The organism is Pseudoalteromonas sp. S3178 (assembly GCF_005886985.1).
Classification (GTDB): domain Bacteria; phylum Pseudomonadota; class Gammaproteobacteria; order Enterobacterales; family Alteromonadaceae; genus Pseudoalteromonas; species Pseudoalteromonas carrageenovora.
In genome coordinates this window covers 114,585-129,332 of record NZ_PNCW01000019.1, presented here as the reverse complement: position 1 = coordinate 129,332, position 14,748 = coordinate 114,585, and the positions used below count along the sequence as shown (strand labels likewise).

Annotated in this window: 11 protein-coding genes; 1 reads left to right on the top strand and 10 read right to left on the bottom strand. The window is 39.1% G+C overall.

Annotated elements, in window-relative coordinates; translation table 11 throughout:
* Positions 1-47: 47 nt before the first annotated feature.
* The 9 genes from CWC11_RS05380 to CWC11_RS05340 all read right to left on the bottom strand — a co-directional run bounded on the left by CWC11_RS05380 (position 48) and on the right by CWC11_RS05340 (position 11,419).
* Entirely contained in the window at positions 48-557 is a 510-nt protein-coding gene (locus CWC11_RS05380; RefSeq protein ID WP_138681842.1) for a hypothetical protein, read from the bottom strand.
* A 596-nt stretch (positions 558-1,153) separates the two neighbouring features.
* Complete coding sequence (locus CWC11_RS05375) at positions 1,154-1,378, bottom strand: hypothetical protein (RefSeq protein WP_138681841.1); 225 nt, start codon at positions 1,376-1,378, stop codon at positions 1,154-1,156.
* A gap of 341 nt (positions 1,379-1,719) precedes the next feature.
* The gene (locus CWC11_RS05370) at positions 1,720-1,941 is read right to left on the bottom strand and encodes a hypothetical protein (protein WP_138681840.1); all 222 of its coding nucleotides are present in this window, start codon (positions 1,939-1,941) and stop codon (positions 1,720-1,722) included.
* Positions 1,942-2,312: 371 nt separating this feature from the next.
* Positions 2,313-3,287, bottom strand: coding sequence for a transposase (locus CWC11_RS05365; RefSeq protein WP_138681839.1), 975 nt, complete (start codon positions 3,285-3,287; stop codon positions 2,313-2,315).
* A 164-nt stretch (positions 3,288-3,451) separates the two neighbouring features.
* Positions 3,452-3,874 carry a DUF4174 domain-containing protein gene (locus CWC11_RS05360; protein ID WP_138681838.1) on the bottom strand — a complete coding sequence of 141 codons (423 nt, stop codon included), beginning with the start codon at positions 3,872-3,874 and terminating at the stop codon, positions 3,452-3,454.
* A gap of 338 nt (positions 3,875-4,212) precedes the next feature.
* Complete coding sequence (locus CWC11_RS05355; protein ID WP_138681892.1) at positions 4,213-5,598, bottom strand: efflux transporter outer membrane subunit; 1,386 nt, start codon at positions 5,596-5,598, stop codon at positions 4,213-4,215.
* A gap of 109 nt (positions 5,599-5,707) precedes the next feature.
* Positions 5,708-8,911 (bottom strand): efflux RND transporter permease subunit, encoded by a 3,204-nt coding sequence (locus CWC11_RS05350; protein ID WP_138681837.1) that lies wholly within the window; start codon positions 8,909-8,911, stop codon positions 5,708-5,710.
* A gap of 3 nt (positions 8,912-8,914) precedes the next feature.
* A complete protein-coding gene (locus tag CWC11_RS05345; protein WP_171038396.1) occupies positions 8,915-10,108 on the bottom strand; it encodes an efflux RND transporter periplasmic adaptor subunit in 1,194 nt (397 codons plus the stop codon).
* 582 nt (positions 10,109-10,690) lie between these two features.
* Positions 10,691-11,419 carry a DUF1499 domain-containing protein gene (locus CWC11_RS05340; protein ID WP_138681836.1) on the bottom strand — a complete coding sequence of 243 codons (729 nt, stop codon included), beginning with the start codon at positions 11,417-11,419 and terminating at the stop codon, positions 10,691-10,693.
* Positions 11,420-11,530: 111 nt separating this feature from the next.
* Here CWC11_RS05340 and CWC11_RS05335 point away from each other — a divergent pair, with 111 nt between their 5' ends.
* Positions 11,531-11,998 carry a MarR family winged helix-turn-helix transcriptional regulator gene (locus CWC11_RS05335; protein ID WP_138681835.1) on the top strand — a complete coding sequence of 156 codons (468 nt, stop codon included), beginning with the start codon at positions 11,531-11,533 and terminating at the stop codon, positions 11,996-11,998.
* Positions 11,999-12,361: 363 nt separating this feature from the next.
* Here the strand turns inward: CWC11_RS05335 and CWC11_RS05330 are convergent, their stop codons facing one another.
* Entirely contained in the window at positions 12,362-14,617 is a 2,256-nt protein-coding gene (locus CWC11_RS05330; RefSeq protein WP_138681834.1) for an acyl-CoA dehydrogenase, read from the bottom strand.
* Between the last annotated feature and the right edge of the window lie 131 nt (positions 14,618-14,748).

Below are 14,748 nucleotides of genomic sequence, written 5' to 3'. Positions count from 1 at the left end.
ATTATTGGGCGTTTTTAATAAAACTACGGCATTAAAAGCCCTATTTGTTAGGCTAGAGTTGGTACATTGTTCAACATTACCTCGTTTGGTATTACAAGGCGTAAATCAATGCGCACCAACTCTCCTGCAGATTCATTATTAAGAACCGGAGCTTTATCATGGGACAAACTTTGAGGTAACACTACCAACGATAAATATGGTTGCTTTCTGATTGTGAAATACATAAGCATTTTACCTAGTTCAGTACTTTTCCATTGGCAGGGGCCTTCTAGAATTTTGCCAACGACATGATAGACAACCCTTATGCAAGATCCAATCTCGTCACTTTCAAATTCATATAGTTCAGTAGGATGTTCAAGCACCACCCCAACCCTTGTAAGCTGATGCTGCAACTCTTCAGGAAGCACAATCTTTAAGCTGTGTTTCAAGTTAAAACAAAACTCACAATAGCAGCCGTAGGCAGGCACACACTTTTGATTTTGAATTTGTCGAGTAGCCTCTAAATGAGTAGCCAATTTCCATTCGGCAATTGGGATTGTGGGTCGTTGCTTTTTCATATTCGCCTAACGTCCGCAACACGTAGGGCTTTGTAATGGAGACACTGCCTCAATGACAAACACGTCGCCATGACTGCGATTATTTGACATGATGCGTCCTACGTATTGGATATACACCGCTACGAACCAAAAAAATGCCCTAGCAAACGCTAGAATTGCACCATAGATTAGCATCTCTTGGATTTTCAGCAAATAACCCGCCTTTGTAATTTCATGATTATCAACCACGTGCGTCTGCGCATAGTACAATGAGGTATAGCCACTTAACGACCATAGAGACAACAAAAGCTCCACTGAAACTGCCACCCCGAACATTACAAGACAGTACGACCCTATCTTTGTTGCTCTAAGGCGAGCCAAGTTAAGATGCGACATGCCCGACAGTACAATGAATGCAATGTATGCCGTAAGAGTGTTTATAACCGTCCATTTATAGAGTGCAGAATGCTCCAGCACAGCAAGGTTCCAGACTATAACGTAAATACATGGAGCAATGAGTGCTCCCAAAACTACTCTCAATATAGCACTTCGGTTTCTCATATGATTGCCTAACGCCGCACTAAGCAGAAGTTGGTCGTTGGCGATAATTATGTTTGTTACTCGTTTGTTTCATTGAACTTTCTCTTTAGGTATTTGAGGTTTGCATTGAGTTCTTTGATTTCTAAACGATACTCACGAGAATTGTCTCTCATTTCCTTCACCCTTTTATTAATCAAGTAAACGAAAATTGGAACAGCAAGCCATAAGATAAAAAATAAAATGTAGAACAGTGCTAGAACAATATCAGCACCACTAAATAGATTATTTGTAACAATATCCATACTGTGTAAATTCCTTTAAAACATAGGTAAAATGGCTCCCACTCGGTGTTAGCGTTCACTTTGCGAGGGTTAACTTAATTCAAAGCCAGAGCCAGAGCCATAATTAGTTTGTCAATTAACTAAACAGCAGAGGCTAAAATAAATATTTTCAAGGAGACACTCACCTTAATTTACCTGCCCAAAGCGTACACTAAATTCTTATTGGAAATGCAAAATTTAAAATGGGTGTCTTGTTTATTTCCATCTTGTTTATTTCCAAGGGCATTAATGCCCAAGAAAGCTTGCGACCGACTTAATGTGATTATTATGTTTTATAGCTAAAAAGCGCTTTCACCACAATGCTATAGATACAGATAGCACCACAAAGAGATTACAGAAATCGCAAACCCAAGAATCCTGACGGCTATTCCTTGAGTTTTAATAGGTGTTTCAGGGGAGTCGGCTCTTACGTGAGAATTAATTCCAGACTGACCAGTAGAAACAGTGACATTAATTTTACCCGTAATCATCAAATAAATACCAATGATGATAAATATGGTTAGAGCAATTTCCCGTTCACTCATTCATTCACCTATTTAAAATGCTTCTTGGACTGAATGCTGTTTAAGCAACTCAACTATAAAAAGTAAAGCAGTTACTCCAAGAAAAACTTTTATTGCTCTAACGAACCAAAACTTAAATCCCATTTGAATTCCAAACCTGAGAAACACCTAACGAGCCTGTAGATTAACTCGTTTTTTGTTTGTTTTTATTGATAAACAAACCATAGCTGAGTTCCTATTTTGGTTCAATCGATTACTGTATTATTACGTAACATATAAAAGAGGAAACAGATAAACTAGACTCCCACTCTAATCTAAATTGCACGCATGAAAATGACTGCATGGTGCAGTTGTGATTTATTACTGAATAGTTTTACTGAGTAGTTTAAGTTTTATGCTAGTAGCTTTTCGCAGTTACTGATATTCGCTCGCCGCTTTCGCTTTAAGTTTTCACAATAACCTTCTTGTGAGGCTGGCCTGCCCACTGCGCCATGAAATACGCGCGTAAATTGGGTTGTAAGCTCTAACCAGTTTTCTGGAGATATATTCACTCTTTCTAGTAAAGGCAAGTGTGTACTTTCAATATACCCGCGTTTATCTTCTCGTATACAACGCCCTGTTAATTCAACAAGTTCAAGGTACGATTTAAGCTCAAACGGCAGCCCTTTGGGCATAATCTTACGTGGCATACCTGCAAAGCGAAGTAGTTGTTTTGGCTGCTTGCCATCTTTTGCGCATATTAAGCGTACTTGAGCGCTGGTATGGTCTGACTCTTCTGGTGTGTTAGCCATTTTAGCTCTAATGGGATTTAAGTCGACATAGGCCATGCAAGCTGCAAGTGCGACTTCATCAAGAAGTGCTTGTGAGCTAAATCGTCCCTCCCAGAACCTACCAGTGCAGTTATCTTCTTTATTTGCTCTGCGAGCAATATTTTCATTTAATAGCCGCATAAACCAGCTAATACTTGATAAACGTTCGCGGTATTGTTTGACTGTTTGATTAAATAAGATAAGCTCAACTTTACTTAGCTTTTCGCCCTGTATATATTTTTGCGTTAACAATGTGCCTTTACAGAGTTTATGCCAACGGATAACAATCGCTTTATCATTTAGCCTACTCGCTTTTTTATCATCAACATACAGTACTAAATGGGTATGATTACTCATTACGGCATAATCACATACATCAATACAAAATATTTTTGCTAATACAAGCAATCTATTTACAACCCAGCCTCGTCGATGTTCACAAGACTTGCCTGTAAAACGGTCTTCACCACACAAAAAAGCACGACGCACGCAACGTGAAATACAATGATAGCATTTTGTATCAACCAAACTTACTTGACGCTTTCTTGCGATTGCCATAAGACACCTAGCTTGTTTTTCGCGCTAAATAAAGGCTATTATTTAACTTTTAAGGACGCAAAATTTAGGATGGGTGTCTAGTTTATTGTACTTTTCGCTGAATGCTAAAATCTCAAGTAAAAATAACAAACAGCTTTCAGAGTTTAATATTGATTTTTAGTTTTTTATTGATTTAGTTGTACTTCTCTTTGGCGCATCTGCATGGCGTCTATGGTTGAAAAAAGCGTTTGAACATCAATGCTCTTTTCTTGAGATTTAATACCGCCGTCTTTTCCTATTAAAGTAACAGTATTTTTTTTGAGTCGGTACTGCTGCTGGACATTTGACATGAATGAATCAGATAACCGACCAGAGTAGTTAGTTAAAGCCCCACCCTCTTTCAAAATAAACCAAACAATGTCTCGCTCATTAATATCTTTTGAATATTTTTTCATAAGGCTTAATGCATTATCTGGATTTGTAGGTTGATTGACAATTATTAGGCGGTTTTTCCACCGTAAAGTGAAAATATCATCTAATGGAATACTTTCGCTGGCATTTGATAACAAACTGAATGCGAGTAAGGCAAGGTATTTGATGTGTTTCATAACATAACCTAAAAATAGAGTTTATTAGTAAGGTACGTTCTATTTGGCCTTGTGGTTTTGCTTATTTTATTTTTTAGAGTTTATTGCTGTAAAATATTTGTGTGGGTGTCATTGTTGTTTATGTAGTTGTTTATGTAGTTGTTTATGTAAGATGGGTGTCTAGTTTATTTTTTAAAAAATTTTAATATCGTCTAGGGCATGTTTGTTGGTTGAATTTACAGCAGCATGCTTAGGCAAAGCAGAGTTAATGCAGTAGGGTAGCTGTTTCCTATAAATGGGCCTAACAAAAAGCCGAAAACAAATAACATGTCTTCGGCTTTTATGGCAGTAAATAAGTGTTATTGTGGTGAACTATCACGATCCTGTTCGTTTACAGCTAAGCCGCCACCTAACACTTTATAAAGTGAAATACGGTTTTCTAAATCTGTTTGGCGAGTCGTAATTAACGACTGACTAGCACTGTACATAGTACGCTGTGATTCAAGTGCAGTTTGAAAACTATCAACGCCATTTTTATAACGCGAAAACGAAAGATTATAACTACGTGTTGCAGCATCAACTAATGCATTTTCAGCACTAAGCTGATCTTGTATTGTGCTTCGCCTTGCAAGTGCGTCTGAAACCTCGGTAAACGCACTTTGAATAGCATACTCATATGCAGCTAAATACTTTTGTTGCTGCGCTTGAGAATAAGCCAAATTAGCTTTATTTTCGCCTCCATCAAATATAGGTAAGCTAATACTCGGAGCAATATTCCAAATTGAACTAGCACCACCTGTAAATATATCAGACAACACAGAACTAGCTAAGCCACCTGTTGCTGTAAGCGAAATACTCGGAAAAAACGCCGCTCGTGCAGCACCAATATTCGCGTTAGCTGATTTTAGATCATGCTCTGCAGATAAAACATCTGGCCGTTCTAGCAGCACTGTTGATGATAAGCCGGCTGGCACATCAGTAACCAACGCTTCATTTTCAGGAAGACTATAAGCCAACAAGTCTTCATCTAGTTTATCGCCCACCAGTAAACTCAGTGCATTTCTGTCTTGCTCTACTAGTGTTTTGTAATTGGCAATATCAGATAATGCCGAATAATAGATAGTTTCAGCACTCGTAACATCTATTCGTGTATCAACCCCATATGACAAACGTTTATTTGTGATCTCTAAAGCACGCTGAGCATTTTTAGCCGTTTCTTCGGCCAAGGTTAACAAATTACTATCAGCCGCTAATGTTAACCAAGCATTTGCTACTTCACCTATAAGGGTAATTTTGGCAGCCTTAGCCGTTTCAGCACTCGCTAAATAGGCTTGCATTTCTGCATCTGATAAACTGCGGTTTTTACCAAATAAGTCTAGTTCGTAGCTACTAAAGCCACCTTGAGCTTCATAGGTCGTGCTAATGTCACCCGTTGATGACTTAGTTCGATTGCCACTTAAGCTAACATCTACATCTGGAAATAAATCAGATCGTTGAATTCGATATGTAGCACGTGCAGCTTCAACATCAGCTAATGCTTCGCGTAAACTGCGGTTGTTATTTAGTGCTAGTTCAATAACCTGCGTTAAACGCTCCTCTTTAATAAAGTCTTGCCAAGGAATATCTAACGCTTTTTGCGTTGATATTCCTGAGGTTTTCTTCAATGGTTTAACTTGCCATTGGCTAGATTCAGTCATCTGCGAACGCTCATAGTCGGGGGCCATCGTGCTACACCCTACTAACATCATTGCGCCTAAAAGAGGTAAAAATGTTAGATTACAACCACGCTTGGTCAATTGTTTCGCGCTTTTAGTCATCGTGTTAACAGTATAAAAACTTGAGTCATTAAAAACATTATTCATGGCCATTCTCCGCTTGCTTAGTAGGTTGCGCGAGTGATTGTTGATCATCGCTCTTGTCACTATAAACAGGGTGACGGCTAGGAAACAAACCACGAACTAATACAAAGAACATTGGCACTAAAAATATGCCTAATAACGTTGCAGTTAAAGTACCACCAAGTATACCAGTACCTATAGAAATACGACTATTAGCACCCGCTCCAGTAGAAACAGCCAAAGGTAAAATACCAAACATAAATGCCAGCGAGGTCATAATAATAGGGCGAAGTCTTAATTTAGCTGCATTGACCGCAGCATCAAGTAATGACATGCCTTTTTGATAAGACGCCTCAGCAAACTCAACAATCAATATTGCATTTTTAGCAGAAAGCCCAATAGTAGTTAACAGTGCAACTTGGAAGTAAATATCATTATCTAAACCACGTAAAGTAGATGCTAAAGCGGCACCTATCAGACCTAATGGGATAACCATAATAACCGAAAATGGAACAGACCAACTTTCATACAAAGCTGCTAGGGCTAAAAATACGACTAAAATAGAAATAGCGTACAAGGTCGTCGACTGCCCACTCGAAATCTTTTCTTGGTATGATAAACCACTCCAAGAGTACGATAATTTACCTTGACCTACTTCATCAGCTAATCGCTCCATTTCCTCCATTGCTTGACCAGAACTAACACCACTGGCGGCAGAACCTTGAATTTGATACGACGCAATACCATTGAATCGTGACAGCGTTTGCGGCGCACTAGACCATGACGAGGTGCTAAAAGCTTCAAATGAAGTCATAGTCGTTTCGCCCTCATCATTTTGACCGCGCACATACCAATGATTTAAATCCTCTGGTTCTGATCGAAATTGTGCATCGCTTTCTATGTATACTTTTTTCACTCTTCCATCGTCAATAAAATCATTCACATACGAACCTGCCCATGCAGAAGTCAACGTAGATGAAACATCAGACAAGGTTAATCCCAAAGAAGTCGCTTTAGAGTTATCTATTTCTATATTAAGCTGTGGCGTATCGCTTAATATGCCTTCGCGCAAGCTAGTTAATAACTCGCTTTGTCTAGCGCGAACTAATAGCTCATTTTTTAACTGCGTTAACTCCTCGCGACTCGTATTTGCTGAAGCTTGCAGCTCAAAGGTAAAACCGTTACTTTGGCCAAGGCCTTGTATAACTGCTTGTGATAAAGCAAATACACTTGCATCACGAATACCCGATAAGTTTCTATTGATCCTCTCGATGAGTGCATCAGCACTTTCATCATCTTCGGTTCGATCATCCCATGGGTACATGGCAACAAAACCCATGCCTGCATTTTGCCCTGAACCTGAGAAGTTAAAGCCTGAGATTGCAAATGCTTTATTAACGACCTCGCTCTCTTCATCCATTAGGTACTCTTGAACTTGATCCACTACAGCACGCGTGCGCTTTATTGATGCACCTTGAGGTAAATTAACCTGGAACATTATACTGCCTTGGTCCTCATTAGGTAAAAAACCCGTTGGCATTCGAATTATAAGCATACCAAGTACACCAATGATCACCGCATATACAATAACCCAACGTATTTTTTTGTTGATGATACGAGCAACTTTATTCGAATAAGACTCTGATAATTTATCAAACATAATATTAAAGCGAGCAAACAAAGTTACACGGCCAGTACCGTTGTTTTCTTTAGGAGCTTTATGTTTAAGAAAAGTAGCACACAAAGTTGGGCTAAGTGTAAGTGCAACAATAACTGACAAAATCATTGAAGATACAATTGCCACCGAAAACTGTTTATAAATCACTCCAGTAGAGCCGCTAAAAAATGCCATAGGTAAAAATACCGCAGATAACACCACCGCTATACCAATAAGTGCACCCGTAATTTCAGACATAGACTTGATAGTCGCATCACGTGGCGATAGGTTTTCCTCTTCCATTAACCGTTCTACATTTTCTACCACGACTATCGCATCATCAACAAGTAAACCAATCGACAGTACTATACCAAACATTGTTAGCGTATTAATTGAAAAACCAAACGCAGATAACACACCAAACGTACCTAACAATACGACCGGTACGGCAATTGCTGGGATCAATGTTGCACGCCAGTTTTGCAAAAATATCCACATAACTAATACAACAAGTACTACGGCTTCACCTAGTGTGTGTACTACTTCGGTGATAGAGATTTTAATAAAATCAGTACTGTCACGTGGAAAAGCAATATCGTAACCATCTGGTAAGCTTTCTTGTAATTGCGCAACTTTATTTTTTACGGCTGTTGCAGTATCTAAAGCATTTGCGCCTGGCGAAAGCATAATTGCAATACCCGAAGCTGGGTGACCGTTAAGTTTAGAAATAATATCGTAGCTTTCGCTCCCTAACTCAACGCGAGCCACATCACTAAGTAATACATTTGCGCCGGTAGCATCATACTTTAAAATAATATTTTTAAATTGCTCTGGTTTAGACATCATTGATTGAGCCGTCACCGTTGCATTTAACTCTTGGTTTGCTAAAGAAGGACTTGCACCAATATTACCCGCAGGCACTTGTATATTTTGCGCTTCTAGTGCTGTAGTAATATCAGAGGGCATAAGTTCATAAGCTGCTAACTTTGCTGGGTCTAGCCAAATACGCATCGCATATTCAGAGCCAAACACACGTGTATCCCCTACTCCTTCAACCCGAGCTAATGCATCTTCCATATTTGAAGAAATATAATCTGAAATATCTGAAGCTGTCGATTGATCTTTACTATCAAATAACGCAGCAACCAATAAAAAATCGGTATTTGATTTAGTTACCGTTACACCTTCAGATTGCACAGACTCAGGAAACCGAGAGGTAACTTGTTCAACTTTATTCTGAACTTGAACCTGCGCATAGTCGGCATCTGTATCTTGCTCAAACGTAATATCTACCGTTGCAGAACCAGCAGACGTACTCGAGGATGAAAAGTAAAGTAAACCGTCGAGCCCTGTTAACTGTTGCTCTAAAATTTGAGTAACACTGTTCTCGACGGTTTGGGCATCAGCACCTGTATAAGTTGTGCTGACACTAATTACCGGTGGAGCAACACTTGGATATTGCGCAATTGGCAGCGACATAATTGACGCTATTCCACTGAGCATAATAATAATTGATATGACCCATGCAAACACAGGTCGATCAATAAAAAAACGTGCTAACATAAATTATTTACTCCCAGCCATAGACGTTGCAGCTGTGTTATCAGCAATGGCAACTACATTACCATCTTGATCTAACCCGACCTGAACTGGTTTTACTTCGCTACCTGGCCCTACTTTAGAGGACCCTTCAACAAGTAATTTTTCATTAACAGCTAAGCCACTCGTAACAACCCACTTATTACCAACGGCACTAGCAGTTTCAACAATGCGTTTTTTTACTTTGTTATCTGCAGAAATAATATACGCGTATGCCTGATCAGTTGCACTATGATAAATACCTTGCTGGGGTACTAAAATCGCATTTTCATTAACCGCTTCACTTATCGAAGCGCGTACAAACATACCTGGCAATAATAACCCATCAGGATTAGGAAACTCGGCGCGTAAAGTGACCGCACCGGTTGACTCATCTACTGCAACTTCTTGTACTTTTAAATTACCTACATGCTCATAAGTGCTGTCGTCTTCAAGTATTAATTTAACCTCAGCTGTGCCTTGTTTTATCTCACTCTGGCGCATTAATTTTCGTAGTTGTAATAACGCTTTGCTGCTTCTAGTTAAGTCAACGTATATTGGGTCTAACGCACGAATAGTTGCCAATTTGGTGTCTTGCTGAGCCGTAACTAAAGTGCCTGGTGTAACTTCAGAGATACCAATACGTCCCGATATAGGGGCAAGTACATGGGTGTATTCAAGGTTAATAGCCGCAGTTTCTAATGCAGCCTGATACATTTCTATATCTGCTTTTGCTTCTAAATGCGCAGCATGTGCATCGTCAGCATCTTGTTGGGAAATACCTTCAATTTTTAACAGATTCGCATATCGCTCATCTTTTAACTTAGCTGAGGCCAGCGCTGCTTTTGCACTATTTAATGTAGCTTTAGCTTCGTTATAAGCGGCTTGATAAGTTTTAGAGTCAATTTGGTAAAGTGTATCGCCCTGCTTTACCGCTTGCCCTTCACTAAATAATCGGGTTTGAATAATACCACTTACCTGAGGGCGAACATCAGCAGAAAGTGAAGCTGAAACACGACCTTGAAGCTGAGTATCAATCTCATACTTTGAAGAAGTAACATTAATATAAGATACCTCATTAACTCGTGATATTGGAGGCATATCAGGTTTATCATCACAGCCATTTAATAGTAACAATGCCGTCATCATAAAGCCTAATGAGGCTATCGGGTACATCTTCATATAGTAGTCCTTATTTATTTCAATTAACTTATTCAAACGCTCAAATGAGCAAATGCGCACTTTTACTATAGATCAATAATGAGCACACTTTATAAGCCCTAAGGTTAAGACTGGGTTAAAGTCTTAAAAATTATAAAATTAACTAATACTTTCTATTCTATTGATTGCTATTGTTGGGTCAGACTACGATTTTTACCATTTATACTCACATGCATATCAGAAGAAACTGAAAGAAGAAGAACCTGTAAAAGGTCAAGAAATTAAATATTTCATTTAAAAAACAATTATTTAAAAAAGTCGGCGGAAATATATCACGCATTGATAGCTTTCTGATTTTACTGCCTCAAAAGGTGGAGATGATTGGCTAAGATGTAAAGCATAGTTAAATTAAGCACACTATTACAAACCCAACTTTTAGGTATTGAATGGATAAAAGTAATTCAGAATTTAATGAAGCAATAATTGCTTATATTAGATAAATAGCGGGGATATTAACTTAAATGCTAGAGTTGAGGTTAACGCAATAAAACCTTTTTACGCTTTTTGCTTAAATTAACAAAAAGCGTAAAATACGTATTTGCATTATAGGTTAAAGGCTTCAATAAAATCGCTAATTCTTGCGGCATTAATACCTTGGTCACTGCGACCAACACGAGACACACTACGTATGTCTAAGCGGCTACCCTGAGCTTTAGGAGTCACGACAATAACAACATCATCCACAAACGCAAACACAGGTGTTCTCGCAATTGCCTCAAAGCGCAGTGCAGCAGGATCTTGCGCAACGACTTCCCAACCTTTTTCTTTTGCAATATTCAATGCTTTTTCAAACGCTAAATCGGGTGCTATATCAGATTCAATCGGCGCAATATGTGGATATAACTTTTTCTGAATTTCAGCTTCTTTTTCACCGGCATAAACTAAAGTATTTTTAGCTCCTTCACGGCTGTCATCCAAAAATAGAAACACTGGAGGGTTGCTAGTGTCTGTTGTAATATCATGAATAGGAGGTCCGCGTTTTACTGGCTTAACAACCCCATAGATCATGGGTGCTAACATGCACAGGCCAACTAAGGCTGTAATTATCGCTTTAGTCGCACCTGAGCCGCGACGAATAAATAAAAAGCCAATAACTCCTAGCGCAACTAATACATAACCAATCGGGTTAAGGTAAGTTCTAAAGTAGCCAAAGCCAACAATAGGCTCCCAAAAATCTAATCGAGCGCCAAACATCATTATTAAAACGGCTAACACCGATAAAAAAGTAATGGACAATAAAATAGTGCCAATACGCGAGGAACCTTGACCCATGTTGCTTCCTTTAAATCCTATAAGTAATAAAATGTCGCTTCTATTAAAATTTTAACGACGCTATAATAGCCTATGTTAGCACGCTAACTATAAATAAAGGAATACCTGACTATGACTATTAAACCATCTAAACATAAGTTTCATTTATTACTGCACTCCGCCGATTTAATTCAAGAGTATCTAAGTGTAAAACTATTAACGTTGGGCATTACTTCATCCCAAGCACGTGTTATTAAGGCGTTAAACCATTTAGGAAAAACATCGCAAATAGACCTTGCAAAAGAGTTTGATATTACCGCCGCTAGCATGAGCACAATGACAGGCCGCTTAACTGCGTTAGGGTTCATCGCCACCCAAAAAGACCCAGTTAACGCTAAACGAAATCTACTTAGCCTAACACCCAGAGGAATAGCAATAATTGATGACATAGAAATGGCATGGGCAAGTGTAGACGAATACATACAAGCGCGTATTGGCAAAGAAAAACAACACACACTCGCTGAATTAACTCAAGAGCTAAGAGACTCCCTAGGAGGCCGTAAACCAGATAAAAAGCCAATTATCAAGCCAAACAAATAACTAATAAAATGCCATAAAGTAAATCAAAAAAACATCATCATTGCCGTATTATCAATCAGTTAAGTGATATTTAACTGAGCTATCCACAACTTCAATCAATATCTAGCCTTAGGGTAATGATACTTAGCATGCGTATCTTATTGAATACTAAAAGGAGCTAAACTAGACCCTGGATTCTAAACGTCTCTTTTCAACCCCCTACACATACATACTCGCTTACAAATCAATACCGCTATCTATTGCTACTTTGAAACACACATAAAAAAGCCCCGCTTGTTTTTACACAAGCGGGGCTCCACACTAATTTTTTAATGAGAATAAAAGCGCCGGTACTGCGGGCGCTTTGCATCATTGAATTTAATGTTATTGGTTAACTACACTTTTAAGTGGGTTAACTGGCTGTGCGTTATCATCTAGTAAGTTCATATCAAAGTCGAACTCATCTACACGAATCGCTTTTTCACGTTTAATGTTGTAATCAATTAACTGAGCATGCTCAGCATCGGTAATCACGTTTGCAGCTAGTGCATTATCAAGCGTAATGTTAAAGCGAATGCCTGGTTTAATTGTTTTAGCTCTCAGTGCTTTTTTAACTTTAGCCAGCTCACCAAGTGATGCCATTTTAGCTTTGTAAGCTTGTTCATTAATGTAATGACCATCGCCTTCTACTGGTTTAACTAAATGCGTAATTTGCGCTTTAAATGCGGTATCTAGCTGAGCTTGCTTAGCTAGTTCGCGGATTAAGTCATCGCTAATTTTTGGCATTTTAGTTGAGTAGTTCATAGTTACAAAACGTATAAACTTACGCGTACCGCTTGCAGGGAAGTTATCTAAAAACTTATGCAGTGCTTCTTCAGCGCTTTGTAGAGCAAAGCGAGTTGCGTAATGGAAGTACGGCGCTGCTTGCTCGCGTTCACTGCTTGCTACTTTTTGCTCGTAATATTTGATTGAAGCCATTGCCGCATATAAAAAGCTCATAACATCGCCTAAACGTGCAGAAAGCATTTCAGCTTGCTTTAATTTACCGCCAAGTACAAGTAACGAGAAGTCTGCATATACCGCTAATTTAGCTGATAACTTATGAACTGCTTTTTCGTATTCACGTACTTCTGGTAAATCAGAGTTGGCGCTTGCTGTAAATGGTAAAACACCTAAACGGAACGCACGTAAGCTATTTGCTGTGCTGTAACCAATTGTTTTACGTAAAATGCCGTTAAACTCTTTATCTGCGCCTTTGTCTTCACTATGGATAGATTCAACCATAGATTGTAAGTATGGGTGACAACGCATAACACCTTGACCAAAGATCATCAGGTTACGAGTAAGAATGTTAGCGCCTTCTACTGTTATAGCAATTGGCTGTGCAACATAACCGCTCGCAAGTGTATTTTGCGGACCATTTTGAATTGCTTTACCTGCTTGAATATCCATAGCTGAATCTAGCACATCGCGACCAAGCTCTGTCATGTGGTATTTAGCGATTGCAGTAACGACTGATGGTTTTAAGCCCATGCCTAAACCTTCAGTTGTAAGCACGCGCATTGCTTCTTGTAGGTACGTTTTACCTGCAATGTCGGCTAGTTTTTCTTGAATACCTTCAAACTGGCCAATAGCTAAACCAAACTGCTCACGCACTGCTGCGTATTCAGATGCTGATTTAAATGCAACTTGTGCAGTACTTACACCTAGCGCAGGTAAAGAAATACCACGGCCAGCGCCTAAACAGCTAACCAGCATTTGCCAACCACGGCCGATGTTTTTCTGACCACCAATAATGAAGTCCATTGGTACAAATACTTTATTACCACGTGTAGTACCGTTGTAAAAACGAATACCCATTGGGTCGTGTCGGTTACCAAGCTCTACACCTGGGTGCTCTTTTGGAATAAGTGCACAAGTAATGCCCAGGTTTTCTTTACCGCCAAGTAGGCCATCTGGATCAACTACTTTAAAGGCTAAACCAAGTACCGTAGCGATTGGTGCAAGTGTGATGTAACGCTTATCCCATGTAATTTCAAGGCCAAGTACTTCTTCACCGATGTATAAACCTTTGGTAACAGTACCCACATCTGGAATGCCGCCTGCATCAGAACCCGCTTCTGGACTTGTAAGCGCGAAACATGGAATGTCTGTACCGTTAGCTAAGCGAGGTAAGTAATGAGCTTGTTGCTCTTGTGTACCAAAATGAAGTAATAACTCGCCTGGGCCTAATGAATTAGGAACCATAACGGTTACCGCTACTGCAGAGCTTTTAGTTGCAATAGTTGCCACAATTGTAGAGTTTGCATAAGGGCTAAACTCTAAGCCACCAAACGACTTAGGAATGATAAGCGAGAAAAAACGCTCTTTTTTCAAAAATTCTAAAATATCGTCAGGTAAGTGAATACCGTTTTGAATAACTGAATCGTCAATCATGCCAAGTAGCTCTTGCACAGGGCCGTCTAGGAATGCTTGCTCATCTGAACTTAAAGTAGCTGCAGGTACATCGCGTAGCGCGCTGAAATCTGGCTTACCTTGATAGATAGACCCTTCTAGCCACACATCCCCTGCGTCTAGCGCTTCTTGTTCAGTGATTGAAATACTTGGTAATACTTTTTTTAATTTTGTACGTAAACTCATGATTGAACTCATCCGACCAGATAATAATACCTACATTACGTCATAAAAATTCGTTTAGATCAATTACTCTATTCAATTAATTAACAGTTTTTTCAATTTATTTTCTTTACGAAGACGTAAACTGTTGAAAC

Bases quoted from the DNA above. Each gene is read 5' to 3' on its own strand.
- CWC11_RS05380 (WP_138681842.1), bottom strand. From the start codon at position 557: ATGAAAAAGCAACGACCCACAATCCCAATTGCCGAATGGAAATTGGCT.
- CWC11_RS05375 (WP_138681841.1), bottom strand. From the start codon at position 1,378: ATGGATATTGTTACAAATAATCTATTTAGTGGTGCTGATATTGTTCTA.
- CWC11_RS05370 (WP_138681840.1), bottom strand. From the start codon at position 1,941: ATGAGTGAACGGGAAATTGCTCTAACCATATTTATCATCATTGGTATT.
- CWC11_RS05365 (WP_138681839.1), bottom strand. From the start codon at position 3,287: ATGGCAATCGCAAGAAAGCGTCAAGTAAGTTTGGTTGATACAAAATGC.
- CWC11_RS05360 (WP_138681838.1), bottom strand. From the start codon at position 3,874: ATGAAACACATCAAATACCTTGCCTTACTCGCATTCAGTTTGTTATCA.
- CWC11_RS05355 (WP_138681892.1), bottom strand. From the start codon at position 5,598: ATGTTAGTAGGGTGTAGCACGATGGCCCCCGACTATGAGCGTTCGCAG.
- CWC11_RS05350 (WP_138681837.1), bottom strand. From the start codon at position 8,911: ATGTTAGCACGTTTTTTTATTGATCGACCTGTGTTTGCATGGGTCATA.
- CWC11_RS05345 (WP_171038396.1), bottom strand. From the start codon at position 10,108: ATGAAGATGTACCCGATAGCCTCATTAGGCTTTATGATGACGGCATTG.
- CWC11_RS05340 (WP_138681836.1), bottom strand. From the start codon at position 11,419: ATGGGTCAAGGTTCCTCGCGTATTGGCACTATTTTATTGTCCATTACT.
- CWC11_RS05335 (WP_138681835.1), top strand. From the start codon at position 11,531: ATGACTATTAAACCATCTAAACATAAGTTTCATTTATTACTGCACTCC.
- CWC11_RS05330 (WP_138681834.1), bottom strand. From the start codon at position 14,617: ATGAGTTTACGTACAAAATTAAAAAAAGTATTACCAAGTATTTCAATC.